Source organism: Pseudarthrobacter sp. ATCC 49987, from assembly GCF_009928425.1.
In the GTDB taxonomy this organism is placed as follows: Bacteria; Actinomycetota; Actinomycetes; order Actinomycetales; family Micrococcaceae; genus Arthrobacter.
In genome coordinates, this window is the sequence record NZ_JAABNS010000001.1 from 1,161,119 (window position 1) to 1,180,660 (window position 19,542).

Here is a 19,542-nt window from a genome sequence, read left to right on the forward strand (position 1 = left end):
AACTCTACACGAATTTGGGCAGAGTGTGAAATCGGTGGTGGTGGCTGGCCGTAGGTCTACTCCGGCAGCTCCAAAACCAGCACAAAGTCAGGGTTTTTGTTGTTGCTGAGGACCCACAGGCGGCCGTCCGGGGCCAGCGAAACGTTCCTGATCCTGCCGTACATCCGTGTGAAATAGCCCACAGGATCACCGGCGAATTCGCCGTTCAGGGGCACCGCCCACAACCGCTGCCCGCGCAGCGCACCCAGGTAGGCCGTGTCGCCGACAATTTCGAGCCCGCTCGGAGAGGACTCGGCCGTCGAGGGCCAGACCACCTTCGCGTCCAGGAAGCCGGCGCGGTGCGGCGCTCCTGTGACCTCCGGCCAGCCATAGTTGCCGCCCGGCACGATCAGGTTGAGTTCGTCGTCGACGTCGGGGCCGAATTCGCTTGCCCACAGCCGGCCGGCGCTGTCCCACGCGAGTCCCTGGACGTTGCGGTGGCCAAGACTGTAGACCGGGTTGCCGTCGAAGGGATTGCCCGGCGCGGGGCGTCCGTCCGGGCTGAGGCGCAGGATCTTTCCGCCCAGGGCGTTCGGGTCCTGGGGCTGGCCGCGGCGCTGCGAATCGCCGGTGCCGACGTAGAGGTTGCCGTCCGGACCGAACCGGATCCGGCCGCCGTTGTGCGTGGCTGCCTTGGGGATTCCGCTGAAGATGACCTGCGCGGCGCCCAGGCGCAGCGTCCCGGCACTGTCCTCAAGGCGCAGCCGCGCGATCCGGTTGTCGCTGGCGGAGGTGAAGTAGGCGTAGAGGTACCGGTCGCTCGCGAAATCTGGCGACAGGGCCAGGCCCAGCAGCCCGCCTTCGCCGCCGGGTACGACGTCGGGCACCTTGGCAAGAGTGCCTGCCCGTCCGTTGCCTGATCCGGGTGCGATGGTCCGGAGCAGGGCAGTCTCGCGTTCGGAAATGACGGCGGTGCCGTCGGGCAGGAAGACCGTGGACCACGGCACCTGCAGCTCGGCGTCGATCTTTCGGGCAACCGTGGGCTGGTCCACGCCCGGCCGGGTCCCGGACGCGCCGGAGGCAGACGGGCCGGGCGCCGACGGGCTGGAGGCTGCGGGGCCGCTTCCGGCCGGGGAGGTGGTGCCGCCAGGAGAGGTGCCGCTGGACACGCCGCCCCCGCCGCCGGAGGTGCAGCCGCTCAGAAGGACCGCGACGGCAGCCCCCAGGACCGCCCACGGGCGCGCGCCCATCATCCGTGCTCCCGGTCCTTCCTGACAGCCCGAAATGCGGGCTACTGCCGTGTCCGTCGCGGCGGGCGGAAGCCCGCCGCCTCGGCGTGGGCCGCGGACAGGAACCAGACTTCGGCGCGGGTTTCCTCGAAGGCGGGGCTCGTCTCGTCGTGATAGACCATGGACGAAGCGTTGCCCTTGACCGAGAAGCCTTCCGGACCGCTGCCGTCGGCGGCCGGCGCCGCCGATCCCTCACCATACGGCTGGTCGACGGCGAGATGGCCGGCGGGTGCGGCCTCATGGGCAGCGGCCGTTTCCGCGGCGGCCGAGGACATTGCGGCCTGCCGGGTGTCAGCCTCCGCCAGGGGAACGTCAGCCGACGGCTGGGCTGCCGGCACGGCTGTCCCGACTTCTTCGCCCGCAGTGTCGGCGCTTGCCTCCGCCGCAGCGGATTCTGCGCCGGGCAGGGTGGGGGCATGGGGCTCTGTGTACTCAGGGTGATGCACCGGGACGCTTACCGCTGCCGGCGCGTGGTCGGCGTGGAGGCCGTGGCCAGGCTCCTGGTGGAGGGTCCCGTGTGGTTCGGCCGGAGGTGTTTCGGACCACTGGGTTTCCCACTCCGGACTCTCTGTGGCCGGTGCCGCTTCGGCGGCGGTCGCGGGCACGTCTCCCGACGCCGACGCGCGCATGGCTGCCGCGCGTGCCGCGGCGTGGGCCTCGGCGGCTGCTGCATCCACGGCGACAGCGGCGGGGTCGGGTTCAGGTTCCTGTTCGGCCTCGGGTTCGGCCTGGCTGAATCCCGCAGCCGTGGGCATCCAGGCAAGGCCGGCAGCCGACGCGGAAGCGGCGGAACCGCCGCCGGCCAGGGCGCCGCGGTGACTGGCGCCGTGGTCGGCGTCGTGCAGATGGGGAGGAGTGGGTTCGGGCGTGGCGGCGGTCCCCGTGCCTGCGGAAGCGGACCTGCGGCGGGAGCTGTTGCGGTTGCGCAGCCACCAGACGCTGGCGACAATCGCCACGATGACGACGAGCCAGATAATCCAATCCATAGCAGAGCCCTTCTGTCCATAAGTCTGTCCATCAGGCAAGGTTGCCGTTGCTCGACGGTACGTCTGCCTGAAGGGGGCTGTCCAGCCTCCAGGCCGCGGGCCTGTAGCCTCTCTTCATGGATTTCAAGAGACTGCGCATTCTCCGCGAGCTCGCCGACCGCGGCACGGTCGGGGCCACGGCTGAGGCCATGAAGGTGACGCCCTCAGCCGTCTCGCAGCAGCTCAAGACCCTGCAGGAGGAGCTGGGGGTGGTACTGGTCGAGAAATCGGGCAGGGGAGTGCGCCTCACGGAAGCCGGACTCGCAATGGCGGGGGCAGCCGCCGAGGTTTCCACCGCCATGGCCCGCGCGGAAGCCACCATCGACACCTACCGGCGGGGCTGGCAGACACACGTCAAGGCCGCATTCTTCCCGAGCGCAGCCGAGATGTTCCTGCCGGGGCTCCTGCACCGGGTCAAGGCCATCGATGGACTCCGCTTCCAGGCGCACTTCGAGGATCCCAACGTGGCCGGATTCGCGGGGTTGACGGCCGACTATGACATTGTGCTGGCGCACAGCGTCGATGGTCCGGACGTCTTTGCCCGATTGGGGCTCACGGTGGTGCCGCTCCTGGACGAAACCCTCGACGTCGCCATCCCCGAGGGCCATGCGCTCGCCGGCAAGGCGACGCTGCGGGCCGAAGACGTCATTGGCTTCCCGTGGATGGGAGTGCCCGAGGGGTTTCCCTTCGATACAGTGCTCCGCCAGATCGAGGTGCAGGCTGATTCCCCTGCGGACCGCGCCCAGCTGTTCCCGGATCTGCGGGTCCTCGAGGCCCTCGTCAGCGCCGGGCACGGGCTGAGCCTGCTGCCGCGTTACACGGCCCTGAAAAACCAGGGGCGGGGCTTCGTCCTGCGTCCGCTCGTCGGGGTCAAAGCCAGCCGGAGCATCGTCGCCCTCGCGCGACCGGAGGTGGCGGCCCGGACCACTATCCAGCAGGTGCTCACCCTGCTCAAAGCCGAAGCCCAGTCCGTTGCCGAAGCTCCGGAGCTTCGTGACGCCGCTCACCTCAACTGATCCCGCATGATCAAAGTGTCCATCTGGTGAGACGCTAGTCCACTATTTGGTCGAAACATTCCCGGTTTTGCGCTTAATGCTCCCTTTCGGGTCGTTGCGCCCCGCGGCGGAGCCCTAGACTTTGAGCCATGAGTGAGGACACCCAAACAGCGACAGAGATCAAACCGGACATCAAGCCCCGCAGCCGGGTCGTCACCGACGGAATCCACGCCGCTCCTGCGCGCGGGATGTTCCGGGCGGTCGGCATGGGCGACGACGACTTCGCCAAGCCGCAGATTGGCGTCGCGAGCTCCTGGAATGAAATCACTCCGTGCAACCTGTCCCTGAACAGGCTTGCCCAGGGCGCCAAGGAAGGCGTGCATGCCGGCGGCGGGTTCCCGATGCAGTTCGGCACCATCTCCGTCTCCGACGGCATCTCCATGGGACACGAGGGCATGCACTTCTCGCTGGTGTCCCGCGAGGTCATCGCCGACTCCGTTGAAACCGTGATGCAGGCCGAGCGCATCGATGGCTCCGTCCTCCTGGCCGGCTGCGACAAGTCCCTCCCGGGCATGCTCATGGCCGCCGCCCGCCTGGACCTCGCCGCCGTCTTTCTCTACGCCGGCTCCATCATGCCCGGCTGGGTCAAGCTGGAGGACGGATCCGAAAAGGAAGTCACCCTCATTGACGCCTTCGAGGCCGTCGGCGCCTGCGCCGCCGGCAAGATGAGCATGGAGGACCTTACCCGCATCGAAAAGGCCATCTGCCCGGGCGAAGGCGCCTGCGGCGGCATGTACACCGCCAACACCATGGCCTGCATCGGTGAAGCGCTGGGCATGTCCCTGCCCGGCTCGGCCGCACCGCCCTCGGCCGACCGCCGCCGCGACGACTTTGCCCGCAAATCGGGGGAGGCAGTGGTCAACCTCCTGCGCAAGGGCATCACCGCCCGCGACATCATGACCAAAAAGGCGTTCGAAAACGCCATCGCCGTCACCATGGCCTTCGGCGGTTCAACCAACGCCGTCCTGCACCTCCTCGCCATCGCCCGGGAAGCGGAGGTCGAGCTGAACCTGGACGACTTCAACCGCATCGGCGACAAGATCCCGCACCTCGGGGACCTCAAGCCGTTCGGCCGCTACGTGATGACCGACGTCGACAAGATCGGCGGCGTGCCGGTCATCATGCGCGCGCTGCTCGACGCCGGCCTCCTGCACGGGGACTGCCTCACCGTTACGGGCAAGACCGTCGCGGAGAACCTCGCGGCGATCAACCCGCCGGACCTCGACGGCAAGATCCTCCGGGCCATGGACAACCCCATCCACAAGACCGGCGGCATCACGATCCTGCACGGCACCATGGCTCCCGAGGGTGCCGTCGTGAAGAGCGCCGGCTTCGACGCCGACGTCTTCGAGGGCACCGCCCGCGTTTTCGAGCGCGAGCAGGGTGCCCTGGATGCGCTCGACAAGGGCCAGATCAAGGCCGGCGACGTCGTCGTCATCCGCTACGAGGGCCCCAAGGGCGGGCCGGGCATGCGCGAAATGCTCGCCATCACCGGCGCCATCAAGGGCGCGGGCCTGGGCAAGGACGTGCTGCTGCTGACCGACGGCCGCTTCTCCGGCGGAACCACGGGCCTGTGCATCGGCCACGTGGCCCCGGAAGCCGTAGACGGCGGCCCCATCGCCTTCGTCAAGGACGGCGACCGGATCCGCGTGGACATCGCCGCCCGCAGCTTCGACCTCCTGGTCGACGAATCCGAACTCGACGCCCGCAAGGTCGGCTGGGAACCGCTCCCGGCCAAGTTCACCAAGGGTGTGCTCGCCAAGTACGCCAAGCTCGTCCACAGCGCCTCCACCGGCGCTTACTGCGGGTAGCACGCACGCTGACCAGCTGAACCCAACTGGCTCGCAGTTGTGGCCGTTTTGAGCGGTCATAACGGCCATTGACTGCGAGCCAGTTGGGATGCTGTTCAATTCGTGGACAATGGAGTCCAGATAGTGAGACAGAGGTCGGGCTCGTTGACACGTGTCTCACTAAGAGGGAAAACTGAACGCATGATCGTAATCGTTACCGCCGGCGTCCTCGTCGTCCTTACCAAGCGCGTGGCTCCATAGCCCGACTGGTAACGAACCGTCACGCGCAAACCCCTCGAAGAGCCATCCGGCTGAGGGGTTTTTTTATTTCCGCACCACCGGTACCACCAGCAGCAAGCACTACGAGCAGTTCCACGATCACCGAAGATCCACCCGTAGATCCACAAAGGAAGAGTCCGATGAGCAAAGGATCGCCGATCAGCCCCTCGCTGATGGCCACAAAGTCCGCTGGAGCCTCCAAGGCTTCGGACCGCGTCGAACGCCCGGCCGACGCCGGTGTCGACACTGCTGCCGTCTCTCCTGTCCTCGGACCGAACAACGTCGTACCCCCGACGGTGATGACCGGTTCACAAGCAATTGTCCGCTCGCTCGAAGAACTCGGCGTGGACGATATTTTTGGTTTGCCCGGTGGTGCGATCCTGCCCACCTATGACCCCTTGATGGCTTCCCGAATGAACCACATTCTGGTCCGTCACGAACAGGGAGCCGGCCACGCCGCGCAAGGCTACGCCATGGTCACCGGACGGGTTGGCGTCTGCATCGCCACCTCGGGCCCAGGTGCCACCAACCTCGTTACCGCCATCATGGATGCCCACATGGACTCCGTGCCGATGGTGGCCATCACCGGCCAGGTCTCCAGCGGGGTCATCGGCACCGATGCCTTCCAGGAAGCGGACATCGTCGGCATCACCATGCCGATCACGAAGCACTCCTTCCTGGTGACCGACCCCAACGACATCCCGCATGTGATGGCCGAGGCGTTCCACCTCGCCTCGACCGGACGCCCGGGCCCGGTCCTGGTGGACATCGCCAAGGACGCCCAGCAGGGCCAGATGACCTTCTCCTGGCCGCCCAAGATCGACCTGCCCGGGTACCACCCGGTGCTCCGGGGCCACAACAAGCAGGTCCGCGAGGCCGCCAGGCTCATCGCGGCGGCCAGCAAGCCCGTGCTCTACGTGGGCGGCGGCGTCGTCAAGGCACACGCCTCGGCGGAACTGCTGGAGCTCGCTGAGCTCTCCGGCGCCCCCGTGGTCACCACACTGATGGCCCGCGGCGTCTTCCCGGACTCACACCCGCAGCATGTCGGCATGCCGGGCATGCACGGCACGGTCTCCGCAGTGACCGCCCTGCAGCAGTCGGACCTGCTCATCACGCTCGGCGCACGCTTCGACGACCGGGTGACCGGCGTCCTGAAGTCCTTCGCGCCGAACGCCAAGGTCATCCACGCGGACATCGACCCGGCCGAGATCTCCAAGAACCGCACGGCCGATGTGCCGATCGTGGGCTCGGTCAAGGAGATCATCCCGGAACTCAGCGAGGCCCTGCGAGCCCTGTTCGCCGTCTCCGGCACCCCGGACTACACCAACTGGTGGGCCTTCCTGAACAACCTCAAGGAGACCTACCCGCTGGGCTGGACCGAACCCGACGACGGCCTCAGCGCGCCGCAGCGTGTAATCGAACGCATCGGCGCCCTCACCGGCCCGGAAGGCGTGTATGTCGCCGGCGTCGGCCAGCACCAGATGTGGGCCTCGCAGTTCATCAAGTACGAGCGCCCGCACGCCTGGCTGAACTCCGGCGGTGCCGGCACCATGGGCTACGCCGTACCGGCCGCCATGGGCGCCAAGGTGGGCGAACCGGACCGCGTGGTCTGGGCGATCGACGGCGACGGCTGCTTCCAGATGACCAACCAGGAACTGGCCACCTGCGCGATCAACAAGATCCCGATCAAGGTCGCCATCATCAACAACTCCTCGCTGGGCATGGTGCGGCAGTGGCAGACCCTCTTCTACGAGGGCCGCTACTCCAATACCGACCTCAACACCGGCCATGACACCGTCCGGATCCCGGACTTCGTCAAGCTGGCGGACGCCTACGGTTGCGCTTCATTCCGCTGTGAGCGCGACGAGGACATCGATGCCACCATCCAGAAGGCCCTGGAGATCAACGACCGCCCCGTGGTCATTGACTTCGTCGTGAGCCCCAACTCCATGGTGTGGCCGATGGTCCCCGCCGGAGTCAGCAATGACCAGATCCAGGTTGCCCGCAACATGACCCCGGAATGGGAAGAGGAGGACTGAACATGACCCGCCACACACTGTCCGTACTGGTCGAAGACAAGCCCGGTGTGCTGACCCGCGTCGCCAGCCTCTTCGCCCGCCGGGCCTTCAACATTAACTCCCTGGCCGTCGGGCCGACGGAAGTCCCGGGAATGTCCCGGATGACCGTCGTCGTCGACGCCGACGGTGAGCTGATCGAGCAGATCACCAAGCAGCTGAACAAGCTGGTCAACGTGATCAAGATCGTTGAGCTCACCCCCGAATCTTCCGTACAGCGTGACCACATCCTGGTCAAGGTACGTGCGGATGCCGCTACACGGCTGCAGGTCACCCAGGCTGCAGACCTGTTCCGCGCATCAGTGGTCGACGTCTCCACAGAGTCGGTGGTCATTGAGGCAACGGGCCACCCGGAAAAGCTCACGGCGCTGCTCTCAGTGCTCGAGCCTTTCGGCATCCGCGAAATCGTGCAGTCCGGCACTTTGGCCGTTGGGCGGGGATCCCGCTCCATGAGCGACAGGGCCCTGCGCAGCGCGTAGACCTGCCGCAGCACCACACCAGCTTTAGCGAAGTTTCACCGACAAGCACCACCTAAGAATCCACTTAAAAGGAGACACCCCAGTGACTGAAATGTTCTACGACGACGACGCCGACCTGTCGATCATCCAGGGCCGCACCGTCGCCGTCATCGGTTACGGCTCCCAGGGCCACGCCCACGCCCTCAGCCTGCGCGATTCCGGTGTTGACGTCCGCGTTGGCCTCAAGGAAGGCTCCAAGTCCCGCGCCAAGGCCGAGGCCGAGGGCCTGCGTGTCCTGAACGTCGCGGACGCCGTCGCCGAAGCCGACCTCATCATGGTCCTCACCCCGGACCAGGTCCAGCGCCACGTGTACGCCGAGGACATCGCCCCGAACCTGCAGCCGGGCGACGCCCTGTTCTTCGGCCACGGCTTCAACATCCGCTACGGCTACATCAAGCCCCCGGCAGACGTCGACGTCGCCCTCGTTGCCCCCAAGGGCCCGGGCCACATCGTCCGCCGCGAGTTCGAAGCCGGCCGCGGCGTGCCGGACCTGATCGCCGTCGAGCAGAACCCGTCCGGCAAGGCCAAGGAACTGGCCCTGTCCTACGCCAAGGCCATCGGCGGCACCCGCGCGGGCGTCATCGAGACCACTTTCACCGAAGAGACCGAAACGGACCTCTTCGGCGAGCAGGCTGTCCTTTGCGGCGGCGCCTCCCAGCTGATCCAGTACGGCTTCGAGGTCCTCACCGAAGCCGGCTACAAGCCCGAGGTTGCCTACTTCGAGGTGCTGCACGAGCTCAAGCTCATCGTGGACCTCATGGTTGAAGGCGGCATCGCCAAGCAGCGCTGGAGCGTCTCCGACACCGCCGAGTACGGCGACTACGTCTCCGGCCCGCGCGTGATCACCCCGGACGTGAAGGAAAACATGAAGGCTGTCCTGAAGGACATCCAGGACGGCACCTTCGCCAAGCGCTTCATCGACGACCAGGACGCCGGAGCCCCCGAGTTCAAGGCCCTGCGCAAGAAGGGTGAGGACCACCCGATCGAGGCCACCGGCCGCGAACTGCGCAAGCTGTTCTCCTGGATCAAGAACGAGGACGACTACACCGAAGGCTCAGTGGCCCGCTAGGCACTGACCGGCAGGGGAGCCGGACACCATTACTGGGGTCCGGCTTCCCTGCTGTCGAGCACCACCCGCAGTACCTGATTCACCAAAATCCCCACCTGAAATACAAGAGAGCTAAAGAGGTCACCGGTGACAAGCACCAAACCTGTAGTACTCCTCGCTGAGGAACTTTCGCCCGCCACGATCGAGGCCCTTGGCCCGGACTTTGAAATCCGGCAGACCGACGGCGCCGACCGTTCCCAGCTGCTCTCTGCGATCGCCGACGTCGACGCGATCCTGGTCCGCTCCGCCACCCAGCTGGACGCCGAGGCCATTGCCGCCGCGAAGAACCTGAAGGTGATCGCCCGCGCAGGCGTCGGCCTCGACAACGTCGACATCAAGGCCGCCACCCAGGCCGGTGTCATGGTGGTGAACGCGCCCACCTCGAACATCGTCTCCGCCGCGGAACTCACGGTCGGGCACATCCTGAGCCTTGCCCGCCACATTCCGCAGGCGTCCGCCGCCCTCAAGGACGGCGAGTGGAAGCGCTCCAAGTACACCGGCATCGAACTCTTCGAGAAGAAGATCGGCATCATCGGCCTCGGCCGGATCGGCGCCCTCGTCGCCGCCCGCCTCAAGGGATTTGACACCAAGATCCTGGCCTACGATCCCTACATCACCTCGGCCCGCGCCGCCCAGCTCGGTGTGCAGCTGGTGACCCTCGACGAGCTGCTCGCGCAGTCGGACTTCATCAGCATCCACATGCCCAAGACGCCGGAAACGGTCGGGATGCTCGGCGCCGAGGCCTTCAAGAAGATGAAGAGCACCGCTTACGTCGTCAACGTCGCCCGCGGCGGCCTCGTCGACGAGGAAGCCCTGTACGCTGCGCTGGAGTCCGGCGAAATCGCCGGCGCCGGCGTCGACGTCTTCGTCAAGGAACCCAGCACCGACCTGCCGTTCTTCAAGCTCGACAACGTTGTGGTCACCCCGCACCTGGGCGCGTCCACGGACGAAGCGCAGGAAAAGGCCGGCGTCTCCGTCGCCAAGTCCGTCCGCCTGGCCCTGGCCGGTGAACTGGTTCCCGACGCTGTCAACGTCGCGGGCGGCGTCATCGCCCCGGACGTCCGCCCGGGCATCCCGCTGATGGAAAAGCTGGGCCGCATCTTCACTGCCATGACGCACGCCTCGCTCACGCAGTTCGACGTCGAGGTCGCCGGGGAAATATCCTCCCTCGACGTCAAGGTGCTCGAACTCGCGGCACTGAAGGGCATCTTCGCCGACATCGTGACCGAGCAGGTCTCCTACGTCAACGCCCCCGTGATCGCCGAGCAGCGCGGCATCAACGTCCGGCTGATCACCACTCCGGATACCGAGTCCTACCGCAACGTCCTGACCCTGCGCGGCGCCCTGAGCGACGGCACCCAGATCTCCGTCGCCGGAACCCTGACGGGACCCAAGCAGGTCCAGAAGCTCGTGGGGATCAACGGCTTCGAGGTGGAGATCCCGATCAGCGAACACCTCGTGGTGGTCGCCTACTCGGACCGCCCCGGCGTGATCGGCACCATCGGCCACATCCTCGGCATGAACAACATCAACATCGCCGGGATGCAGGTTGCACGGCAGGATGAGGGCGGCCAGGTGCTCGCCCTGCTGACCATCGACAGCTCCGTCCCGCAGCAGGTCCTGGACGCCATCAAGGCCGGAATCGGCGCTGACATGGTGCGCGAGGTCGACCTCGAGGACTGATGTCCTGATTGCGGACACCGGCGGCGGTTCCGACCGCCGCCGGTGTCCGCGAACACATGGCTGGTCTGCGTACAATGGCTAGGTCCGAATTTCGGATCCGGCCGGCAGCCCGGCCTTTACTTTTTGCACACCCGGCAGGGGACGCCTTCACTTCCGCAGGGATTGAACTTCGGTGTGCGCACGCAATCCAGCTTTCAGGAGCCCAATGAACGCCGTCCAGAGGTTCATCAGAAGCCGAGTGCTTCTGCTGACCGCGTCCATTTTGATCGTGGCCATGTGCCTTTCGGTCCTCGTGCAAGGTCAGTCGCAGGCCGCTTTGAACCGGACCGTCGACCAGAACTCGCGGGGGCTCTACGACGTCCTCGTCCAGGCCAAGGCCGACGACAACGGCGGGCTCATGCAGCCGGACATCGCCACCGGCCAGGGCGGCATCAGCTTCGAACAGCTGGACGCCGTCCGGAAGCTCTCCGGCACGTCCGTTGCGGCACCGATCAGCCTCGTCTCCCGGGTCACCCAGAACCTCGAATCCCCGCGCCTGGAGGCCACCGACTACCTTGGCTACAACGCCGGACTGGCCGGCACCGCCGGGGACCCCAGCGCCACTGATCCGAGCAAATGGCCGGCCGCGGAGTCGGTCCTGTCCGACACGCCGAAGAAATACCGGCTCACTGCCAGCGCCGTCAGCTCCGACGGCCAGTCCGACCAGACCCTGTTCAAGACCACGGCCGAAGGATCCCTCGGCAAGGCGAAGCTCATTGAGGAACAGGTCGCCGGCGGCAAGAACGTCCGCATCGCGGGCCCGGCAGGGGAGACCGGCATCAAGTTCCCGGCCCCGGCCGGCGGTTCCGAGCATAACCTCTTCAACCTCTCCGTCTCGCTGCCGTTTGCGCCGCAGGTGACGGAATCCGTCGTCGCCGTCGACCCCGTCTCCGAGCGTGCCCTGCTCGGCAGCGCCGGCGACTTCCTTGCCCCGCTGGAGAAGGCGCCACCCGCCGACGCCCGCAACGCGGGGGCGATCGGCCGGCACTTCGAAAGCCTCTTCACCACCGGCATCGGCATGGATGCACTCAAGGAAGGCCCGGACTTCCTCGGCGTCAAGCTCAAGTACTGGGCCCCCCTGATGAGCCAGTATCAGCAGGCCAAGCGCAACGGACAGCTGACCGACGACTCGCAGGCGATCCCGCTGATTGTCCGTTCCGGAACGTCCCTTGACCTCAAGTACTCGGTCAAGATCGAGGAAATCGACGCCGGCGGCAACGTGACCAAGGACGTCGGGACCGTGACCCGCTCGCTGGACAAGGACTACCTCCCGTTCGTCTCCAAGTCCCCGTTCGCCCTGGCCTGGCCAGGCTCCAAGGACCTTTCGCAGCTGCTCGGCGACACCGGCAGCTTCAGCCAGGGCCTCTACAACCCGGCCACCTGGAGCACCGACTTCGCCTCCGCCCCGAAGTACAAGGACGGCGAGACCGCCGGCAACGGCGCCGTGGACAAGAGCGCCACCCCCGGTGACTGGGTCACCGTGAACCGCCTTCCCGAGAAGGCCGCAAACGGTGCCGCAGTGGACCAGACCCAGCGCAAGCCCGTCGACGAGCGTGCCTACCGCGAAGGCCTCGAGACGGGCAAGAAGCCGGCCACCCCGCTCGCCATGGTCTACGGCACGTTCGACGCCGGGAAGGTCCAGGCGGCCGCCGGCGACGTCAACCGCCTGCCACTGGGCGGCTATGACCCCACACCATTTACTCTCACCAAGGACGCCTCCGGCAAGGACGCCGGCAACACCGAGCTCAAGCCGTCGCTGAGCGCCACGGGCTTGGCAAGCCAGTCCGCCGGCGCCATCACTGACTACTACGGCCTGGCCGCCGCCCGCGGGTACGACAACAACGCCTCAGTTATCGACGCCGTGCGGGTCCGGGCCAAGGTGCCCGGCAGCTGGAAAGAGGCGCAGCCCGAGGTGGAGAAGCTGGCCAACGAGATCCGTGACATGGGCCTGCAGGCAACTGTTGTTGCCGGCTCGGCCCGCGAGGACGCCAGCATCTTCGTCCCCGGTTACTCCAAGGACGACGCCGGTAAGGAGTCCCCGCTCGGCACCGTGCAGCAGTCGTGGGTGCGCCAGAACGCCGCGGACGCCGTCTCCGGTTCCCTCACCAGCACCAACCTGACCCTGCTGTTCCTGACCCTTTGCGGTGCCGCCCTGCTGACCGGTGCCTCTACCGTCAGCTACGTCCGGAAACGCCGCAGCGAGGCCGGGACCCTGCGCGCCATGGGCTGGACCCAGCGCCGGATCCGGTCCTGGGTGCTTGCCGAGTTTGGTGTCGGCGCTGCCCTGCTGGCTTTCGCCGGGCTCATCCTCAGCCTGGTCAGCTGGAATCCGGCCACCGCGATCGTCTCGGCCTCCGTGCTGGTGCTGTACGTGGGTGCGGCCTTCTTCGCCGCCCAGCAACTGCGCCACCGCGAAGTGGTGGACCAGGAGCCGCAACACGATGAACGGCTCATCGCCGTGGACTCCCCGCTGACCTTCGCCAACCGGCAGTTGAGCACCAACAAGTTCAACACCATTTCCCTGGCCGTTGCTGTCGGTGTTTTCGCCGCCGCCGTCGGCGGGATGGCCGCGCTGCTGATCGACATTCCCCGGGCCGCCGGGGCGAGCGCGCTCAGCGGCCTGGCTGCCACGTCCATCGCACTGCCGAGCATCATCCTCGGACTGTCCGGCGTGGCCGTGGGCCTGCTGCTGACGATGGTCACCGGCCGTTTCGAGCTGCAGGCCAAGCGCCAGTATCTCGGCACGCTGCAGGCCATGGGCTGGAACCCGGACATGCTGGGCCAGGTCCGCTTCTTTGAAAATGCCATGGTGGGGACGGTCGCGCTGCCGTTGGGTGTCCTGGGCGCCTTGGGCGTCGGACTCCTCCTGGCCCCCTATGCCGCGCTCTGGGCCGCTATCGCCGGGCTCGTGGCTGTACTTTGCTGGATTCCAATTGCAACGAAAGTGGTCCGATGAACAACGACCTGAACCTTGACCGTGAGGCTCACGAGCGGATGACTGCGAGCACCCGCCGCGGTGCCCACCAGACGCGCGCCAACACGATCGTGAAGGCCGCTGACCACGCCACACCGCTGGAGCTCAGCAACATCACGATCCACTACGGCGGTGGCAAAAGCGGCGCGGAAGCCGTCAACGTGGTGGACGACTTCAACATGACCCTGCACGCCGGCGAGATGCACTGCGTCGCCGGCCGCAGCGGCTCGGGCAAGACCAGCATCCTGACAGTCGGCGCGGGCCTGACCCTGCCGACGTCGGGCCGGGTGTTCTGGGAAGGCGACTCGCTGGAAACCATGGGCGACGACGAAATCGCCGACCGCCGCCGGGGCCTGATCGGTTACGTCGACCAGGGCGGTGCCCTGATCGACGGCATGAGCGCGCTCGAGAACGTGCTGCTGCCCGCCGTGCCCGACGGCGAGGTGGACAAGCGCCGCGACATGGCCAAGGACCTCCTGGACCTCGTCGGCCTCGGCAGGCGCATGCGCCACCGCCCGGCCCAGCTCTCCGGCGGCGAACGCCAGCGCGTCGCGATCGCCCGGGCCCTGATCCTTGGCACCCGCGTGCTGGTGGTCGACGAGCCGACCGCCAGCCTGGACCGGGCCTCGGCCAACCGCATCATCAGCATCCTCAAGGACACCACCTCGGACGGAATCGCCGTCCTGGTGGCTTCCCATGACCACGAACTTGTCCGCCAAAGCGATACCCTCACCGAACTGATCTAGGCTGAAAACTGTGACAACTTCCGAGAAGACTCCGTTCTACATCACCACGGCCATCAGCTACCCCAACGGCGTGCCGCACATCGGCCACGCCTACGAGGTCATTGCCACGGATGCGATGGCGCGCTTCAAGCGCCTGGACGGCTACGACGTCTTCTTCATGACCGGCACGGACGAGCACGGCCTGAAGATGCAGCAAACAGCGGAAAAGGAAGGCATTCCGGTCAAGGAACTGGCCGACCGCAATTCGGCCGCCTTCCGCCAGATGAGCGATGACCTCGGCATCTCCCTGAGCCGCTTCATCCGCACTACGGACCCGGACCACTACGAGGCCGCCAAGGCGCTCTGGCAGCGGATGGAAGCCAACGGCGACATCTACCTGTCCAAATACGCCGGCTGGTATTCGGTCCGCGACGAGCGGTACTTCGTCGAGGACGAGACCGAGGTGCAGGCCGACGGCCTCCGCTACGCCGCCGAAACCGGCACCGAGGTGACCTGGACCGAAGAGGAAAGCTACTTCTTCAAGCTCTCCGCGTACCAGGACCGGCTGCTGGCCCTCTACGCGGACCACCCCTCCTTCGGCGCCCCGCACAACCGCTTCAACGAGGTCATCAGCTTCGTCAAGGGCGGCCTTGAGGATCTGTCGATCAGCCGCACCTCCTTCGACTGGGGAGTCCCCGTCCCCGGCAACCCGGACCACGTGATGTACGTCTGGGTGGACGCGTTGACCAACTACCTGACCGGTGTCGGCTTCCCCGACACCGAGTCCGAGTTGTTCCGGAAGTACTGGCCGGCGGACGTGCACGTGATCGGCAAGGACATCTCCCGCTTCCACGCCGTCTACTGGCCGGCGTTCCTGATGTCTGCCGGGCTGGAACTGCCCAAGCGCGTGATGATCCACGGGTTCCTGCATAACCAGGGCGTGAAAATGTCCAAATCGCTCGGCAACGTGGTGGCGCCGGCGGACTGGGTGGCGCAGTACGGGCTGGACCAGGTGCGTTTTTTCCTGCTGCGTGAAGTGCCGTTCGGCGCCGACGGCTCCTACAGCCACGACGCGATCGTTGGCCGGATGAACTCTGACCTCGCCAACAACTTCGGCAACCTGGCCCAGCGTTCGCTGTCCATGGTGGCAAAGAACTGCGACGGCGCCGTTCCCGTCCCCGGAGGTTTCACCGCCGAGGACGCCGCGCTGCTGGGGCAGGCGAACGGTCTTCTGGACATTTCCCGCTCCGCCTTCGAAAAGCAGGAGTTCAACCGCGCGCTCGAAGCGATCTGGACCGTCCTGGGCGACACCAACGCCTACTTCGCGGAGCAGGCCCCCTGGGTGCTGCGGAAGACCGACGTCGAGCGCATGAACACTGTCCTGTACGTCACCCTCGAGGTGCTGCGGATCGTTGCCATCCTTGCCCAGCCCGTCATGCCGGCGGCGTCTGCGGCCATCCTGGGCACCCTCGGCCAGCCCGAAGGCGAAGCGCGGGGATTCGCCGCCCTGGGCACGCCGCTTGAAGCCGGGATCGCGCTGCCCGCTCCGGCTCCGGTCTTCCCGAAGTACGAGGAGCCCGCCGAGGCCTGACCTCCGCCGCCGGCCCGCCGAGGTGCGACCTGGCGCCCATGTCCTGCCGCGATATGGGCGCGAAACCTCACCTCGGCGGGGGCAGCCCCAGGCTGCCGCCAGCCCAAAATGCTCCTTCACCTTTGACAAAAAGGTGGGGGAGTATTTGCGTTGTACTCACGAGAGGTTGCGGACGTGCTTCCGGGTAATAGGGCCCGTTTCGAGGCCCGGCCGTCCGACTCTTTCGATAGCAAGCTACCGGCAAGTAGTGAATCGCTCCGTTACTGAGTACCCCACCCGGGAACAAGGTATTAGACCATCGGTTAGACGGGTACCAGCTACTCACGACCCGGCGATTCTGCCCCCATAGCCTGAAATAGCAAGCGAACTGACGACACTGCTGGGGAGTAACTGTCACCATTCAATTCGCTGTTTGAGGTCTCGAATAGTTGTCTTTCCTGGGTCTCACAGATGGTTACTCCGCGCGCAGTCAAGTTCTTCTAAACCTGACTGGACGGAGCGATGCAACATGAGACGGACAATTGCCACAGTGGGGGTTGTGGGGCTGGGGATCATGGCGGCCACGGTTGCTGCCAACGCGGCGCCCCCGCGAGAAGAAAAAAGCATCACGATCTGCCATGCCACGAAGTCGCCGGCGAACCCTTTCGTCGTCGAGACAATCAACCTGAGCGCGCTGAAGGCGCACGCGAAAGACACTCTGGACATCGTGCCGGCCAACGACGGGAACATCTTTCCGAATGGCCAGAACCTGAGCACTGCGAACCTGGCGTTCTTGGCAAATGGTTGCGTGGCCGTCGCTGTTCCCCCGGTGGACCCGCCTGCTGACCCGCCTGTGGATCCGCCCGTCGACCCCCCGGTGGACCCGCCCGTTGACCCCCCGGTGGATCCGCCCGTAGATCCTCCGGCTGACCCGCCTGCTGATCCGGGGACGGGGGACGAAACCCCGGGAACGGACGTGACGCCGAAATCGGCTCTGACGCCGGAAACGGTTGTGACGCCGGAAACGGTTGTGACGCCGGAAACGGTTGTGACGCCGGAAACGGTTGTGACGCCGTTGTCACCCGCTGTGGTGGCTCCGACAGCCGTTGTTCCGGTTGCGAAAACCGCCGCACCTGCCACCAAGAAGGCGAACGTCGGCTACAACGTCCAGACTGCGGTCGGCCGCACATCGGGCACCGGGATTCCCGCGTGGCTGCTGGCGCTGACCGGAGCGTTCACGGCGGGAGCGGCAGCGGTGCTCTGGAGCGGCAGACGGCGCGCCAGGACCACTGACGCCTAGACGGTACAGCCTGGACAGGGCAGTACAGGGGGCGGGTGCCGCGATTGCAGCACCCGCCCTGCACGTTCCGTTCCGCTTGCAGGGCGCAGGCATGTCAACAGGAGCACTCATGAGCAGCCACCGTCGGAACCATCTACCCCGGGTGCCCGGTATCCGGGGCCCGGTGCTCGGCCCGAGGGACATCCTCCTGCTGGTGGCCTGCGTCCTGGGACTCGCCACCGCTTGGCTGTTCTACGCGGCGTCCGGCCCGGGAAACGTGCAGCCGGCGTACGGACAGGAGGTGGCGGCAGCGAAGTCCCTGGTGGCATCCTCCGGCCCACCGGCGACGGTAAGTCCTTCCTCCGTCCCGCAACGCATCACGTACCCCGCGGCAGGCATGGATGTTGTGGTCCACCCCCTGGAACCGCAGGGCGGTGACGCCGAAAGCCGGAGCATCTTGCCCCCCGGGACGATGGACGGCTACTGGCTCACTCCCTTCGGCACGCCGGGGGTCGGCTCTGAAAACACCACTTACGTCATCGGCCACAGCTGGGAGGGCCTGGACGCGCCGTTCAACCACTTGAGCTCGGCCGCCGTCCCTGGCGACATTCTCACTGTGGCAACGGAGGCCGGTGTGCTCCGCTACGCTGTCGAGTCTGTCACCACCTACACGAAGTCCACCCTGAAGGACAGCCCCGTCTGGGACGCCGTCCCCAATCGTCTGGTGCTGATCAGCTGCTACACCGAGGATCCCTGGGGGAAGAACGTTGTGGTGGTCGCCTCTCCCGCCCGCGTCCCCTGACCGTCCCGCCCTGTCGCCGAGGTGATAGTTCGCGCCCATGTGCGTCCGCGGCATGGGCGCGAAGTCTCACCCCGGCGTCGGCGCGAAGTCTCACCCCGGCGTCGGCGGCGGAGTGTCCCGCCCCGGCGTCGGGGTCCGCGACGGCGGAACCGGAACCGGCTGTTCGAATAATGAGACAACTTGACCAGTATGTGGATGACTTGGCTACGCTGAAAACATGAGCGCATCCACGATTGATCTTGCCGTTATTCCGGGCGATGGCATTGGCCCCGAGGTCACCGCCGAGGCCGTGAAGGTCCTCGAGAAGGCTGCCGCCGCCGAGGGTATTCTCCTGCAGCAGACGCACTACAAGCTCGGCGCGCAGCACTGGCTCGAAACGGGGGAGACCCTGCCGGAAGAAACCCTCGCTGATCTCCGCACCCGCGATGCCATCCTCTTCGGCGCGGTCGGGGCGGCACCGGGCGACACCCGGATCCCCTCCGGCATCATCGAGCGCGAACTGCTGCTCAAGCTGCGCTTCAGCCTGGACCACTTCGTCAACCTGCGGCCGTCCCGGCTCTACCCGGGGGTCGTCAGCCCGCTGGCCAACCCCGGCGACATCGACTTCATCGTGGTCCGCGAAGGCACCGAGGGCCCGTACGTGGGCAACGGCGGCACGCTTCGTGCCGGCACCCCGCACGAGGTTGCCACCGAGGTCTCGCTCAACACCGCCCACGGCGTTGAACGCGTGGTCCGGGACGCCTTCCGCCGGGCCAACGACCGCCCCCGCAAAAAGCTCACGCTGGTGCACAAGCACAACGTCCTGGTCTTCGCCGGCCACCTGTGGAAGCGCACCGTGGAGGCCGTGGCCCAGGAGTTCCCCGAAGTCACCCACGACTACCTGCACATCGACGCCGCCACGATCTTCATGGTCACAGATCCCGCCCGGTTCGACGTCATCGTCACCGACAACCTCTTCGGCGACATCATCACCGACCTTGCCGCCGCAGTCACCGGGGGCATCGGCCTCGCCGCATCCGGAAACATCAACATGGAACGCACCGCGCCGTCCATGTTCGAACCGGTCCACGGGTCCGCACCGGACATCGCCGGCCAGCAGAAGGCCGATCCCACTGCCGCCATCCTCTCCGCCGCGCTCCTCCTGGACCACCTGGGCTACGGCACCGCCGCCCGCAAAATCGAAGCGGCCGTCGTTGCCGACATCGCCGGCCGGGGCACTGCGGTCCGCAGCACCAGCGCCATCGGCGACGCCATCGCCGCCGCCCTGTAGCCCCCTCGTTGGCGGGGCGCCGGTGCGGCGCCGGAGGCTCCGCCAACGGGCGTAAGCTTGTTTCGAATCACCCATATGCTGC

General features: G+C 66.6%; 14 protein-coding genes. 12 read left to right on the forward strand and 2 right to left on the reverse strand.

Annotated elements, in window-relative coordinates; genetic code table 11:
• Positions 1 to 56 precede the first annotated feature (56 nt).
• Both GXK59_RS05440 and GXK59_RS05445 read right to left on the reverse strand, forming a co-directional pair.
• The gene (locus tag GXK59_RS05440) at positions 57 to 1,232 is read right to left on the reverse strand and encodes a PQQ-dependent sugar dehydrogenase (protein ID WP_237393794.1); all 1,176 of its coding nucleotides are present in this window, start codon (positions 1,230 to 1,232) and stop codon (positions 57 to 59) included.
• Positions 1,233 to 1,270: 38 nt separating this feature from the next.
• Positions 1,271 to 2,254: a sunset domain-containing protein gene (locus tag GXK59_RS05445; protein ID WP_160664993.1), complete on the reverse strand. Its 984-nt coding sequence runs from the start codon at positions 2,252 to 2,254 to the stop codon at positions 1,271 to 1,273.
• 116 nt (positions 2,255 to 2,370) lie between these two features.
• Between GXK59_RS05445 and GXK59_RS05450 the strand changes: the two genes are divergently transcribed.
• The 12 genes from GXK59_RS05450 to GXK59_RS05505 all read left to right on the forward strand — a co-directional run bounded on the left by GXK59_RS05450 (position 2,371) and on the right by GXK59_RS05505 (position 19,460).
• On the forward strand, positions 2,371 to 3,309 hold the full coding sequence (locus GXK59_RS05450) for a LysR family transcriptional regulator (RefSeq protein WP_160664995.1): 939 nt from the start codon (positions 2,371 to 2,373) through the stop codon (positions 3,307 to 3,309).
• Positions 3,310 to 3,437: 128 nt separating this feature from the next.
• A complete protein-coding gene (gene ilvD / locus GXK59_RS05455; RefSeq protein ID WP_160664997.1) occupies positions 3,438 to 5,159 on the forward strand; it encodes a dihydroxy-acid dehydratase in 1,722 nt (573 codons plus the stop codon).
• Positions 5,160 to 5,557: 398 nt separating this feature from the next.
• Positions 5,558 to 7,456: an acetolactate synthase large subunit gene (locus GXK59_RS05460; protein WP_160664999.1), complete on the forward strand. Its 1,899-nt coding sequence runs from the start codon at positions 5,558 to 5,560 to the stop codon at positions 7,454 to 7,456.
• 2 nt (positions 7,457 to 7,458) lie between these two features.
• On the forward strand, positions 7,459 to 7,971 hold the full coding sequence (gene ilvN, locus GXK59_RS05465; RefSeq protein WP_024366363.1) for an acetolactate synthase small subunit: 513 nt from the start codon (positions 7,459 to 7,461) through the stop codon (positions 7,969 to 7,971).
• Positions 7,972 to 8,053: 82 nt separating this feature from the next.
• A complete protein-coding gene (ilvC, locus tag GXK59_RS05470; protein WP_024366362.1) occupies positions 8,054 to 9,079 on the forward strand; it encodes a ketol-acid reductoisomerase in 1,026 nt (341 codons plus the stop codon).
• 126 nt (positions 9,080 to 9,205) lie between these two features.
• On the forward strand, positions 9,206 to 10,801 hold the full coding sequence (serA, locus tag GXK59_RS05475) for a phosphoglycerate dehydrogenase (RefSeq protein ID WP_024366361.1): 1,596 nt from the start codon (positions 9,206 to 9,208) through the stop codon (positions 10,799 to 10,801).
• A 205-nt stretch (positions 10,802 to 11,006) separates the two neighbouring features.
• Positions 11,007 to 13,796: an ABC transporter permease gene (locus GXK59_RS05480; RefSeq protein WP_160665001.1), complete on the forward strand. Its 2,790-nt coding sequence runs from the start codon at positions 11,007 to 11,009 to the stop codon at positions 13,794 to 13,796.
• The gene (locus GXK59_RS05485; RefSeq protein ID WP_443094262.1) at positions 13,793 to 14,560 is read left to right on the forward strand and encodes an ABC transporter ATP-binding protein; all 768 of its coding nucleotides are present in this window, start codon (positions 13,793 to 13,795) and stop codon (positions 14,558 to 14,560) included. The genes GXK59_RS05480 and GXK59_RS05485 overlap by 4 nt, the downstream gene beginning before the upstream one ends.
• Positions 14,561 to 14,570: 10 nt before the next feature.
• Positions 14,571 to 16,130, forward strand: coding sequence for a methionine--tRNA ligase (metG, locus tag GXK59_RS05490; RefSeq protein WP_160665003.1), 1,560 nt, complete (start codon positions 14,571 to 14,573; stop codon positions 16,128 to 16,130).
• A 508-nt stretch (positions 16,131 to 16,638) separates the two neighbouring features.
• Entirely contained in the window at positions 16,639 to 17,409 is a 771-nt protein-coding gene (locus tag GXK59_RS05495) for a hypothetical protein (RefSeq protein WP_160665006.1), read from the forward strand.
• A gap of 109 nt (positions 17,410 to 17,518) precedes the next feature.
• Positions 17,519 to 18,190 (forward strand): class F sortase, encoded by a 672-nt coding sequence (locus tag GXK59_RS05500; RefSeq protein ID WP_160665008.1) that lies wholly within the window; start codon positions 17,519 to 17,521, stop codon positions 18,188 to 18,190.
• A 217-nt stretch (positions 18,191 to 18,407) separates the two neighbouring features.
• Positions 18,408 to 19,460 (forward strand): 3-isopropylmalate dehydrogenase, encoded by a 1,053-nt coding sequence (locus GXK59_RS05505; protein WP_160665010.1) that lies wholly within the window; start codon positions 18,408 to 18,410, stop codon positions 19,458 to 19,460.
• The last annotated feature ends 82 nt before the right edge of the window (positions 19,461 to 19,542 follow it).

Excerpts from the sequence above, each read along its gene's own strand:
- GXK59_RS05445 (WP_160664993.1), bottom strand. The coding sequence starts at position 2,254 with ATGGATTGGATTATCTGGCTCGTCGTCATCGTGGCGATTGTCGCCAGC.
- GXK59_RS05460 (WP_160664999.1), top strand. The coding sequence starts at position 5,558 with ATGAGCAAAGGATCGCCGATCAGCCCCTCGCTGATGGCCACAAAGTCC.
- GXK59_RS05480 (WP_160665001.1), top strand. The coding sequence starts at position 11,007 with ATGAACGCCGTCCAGAGGTTCATCAGAAGCCGAGTGCTTCTGCTGACC.
- GXK59_RS05440 (WP_237393794.1), bottom strand. The coding sequence starts at position 1,232 with ATGATGGGCGCGCGCCCGTGGGCGGTCCTGGGGGCTGCCGTCGCGGTC.
- ilvD (WP_160664997.1), top strand. The coding sequence starts at position 3,438 with ATGAGTGAGGACACCCAAACAGCGACAGAGATCAAACCGGACATCAAG.
- GXK59_RS05500 (WP_160665008.1), top strand. The coding sequence starts at position 17,519 with ATGAGCAGCCACCGTCGGAACCATCTACCCCGGGTGCCCGGTATCCGG.
- ilvN (WP_024366363.1), top strand. The coding sequence starts at position 7,459 with ATGACCCGCCACACACTGTCCGTACTGGTCGAAGACAAGCCCGGTGTG.
- GXK59_RS05450 (WP_160664995.1), top strand. The coding sequence starts at position 2,371 with ATGGATTTCAAGAGACTGCGCATTCTCCGCGAGCTCGCCGACCGCGGC.
- GXK59_RS05485 (WP_443094262.1), top strand. The coding sequence starts at position 13,793 with ATGAACAACGACCTGAACCTTGACCGTGAGGCTCACGAGCGGATGACT.
- GXK59_RS05505 (WP_160665010.1), top strand. The coding sequence starts at position 18,408 with ATGAGCGCATCCACGATTGATCTTGCCGTTATTCCGGGCGATGGCATT.
- GXK59_RS05495 (WP_160665006.1), top strand. The coding sequence starts at position 16,639 with ATGAGACGGACAATTGCCACAGTGGGGGTTGTGGGGCTGGGGATCATG.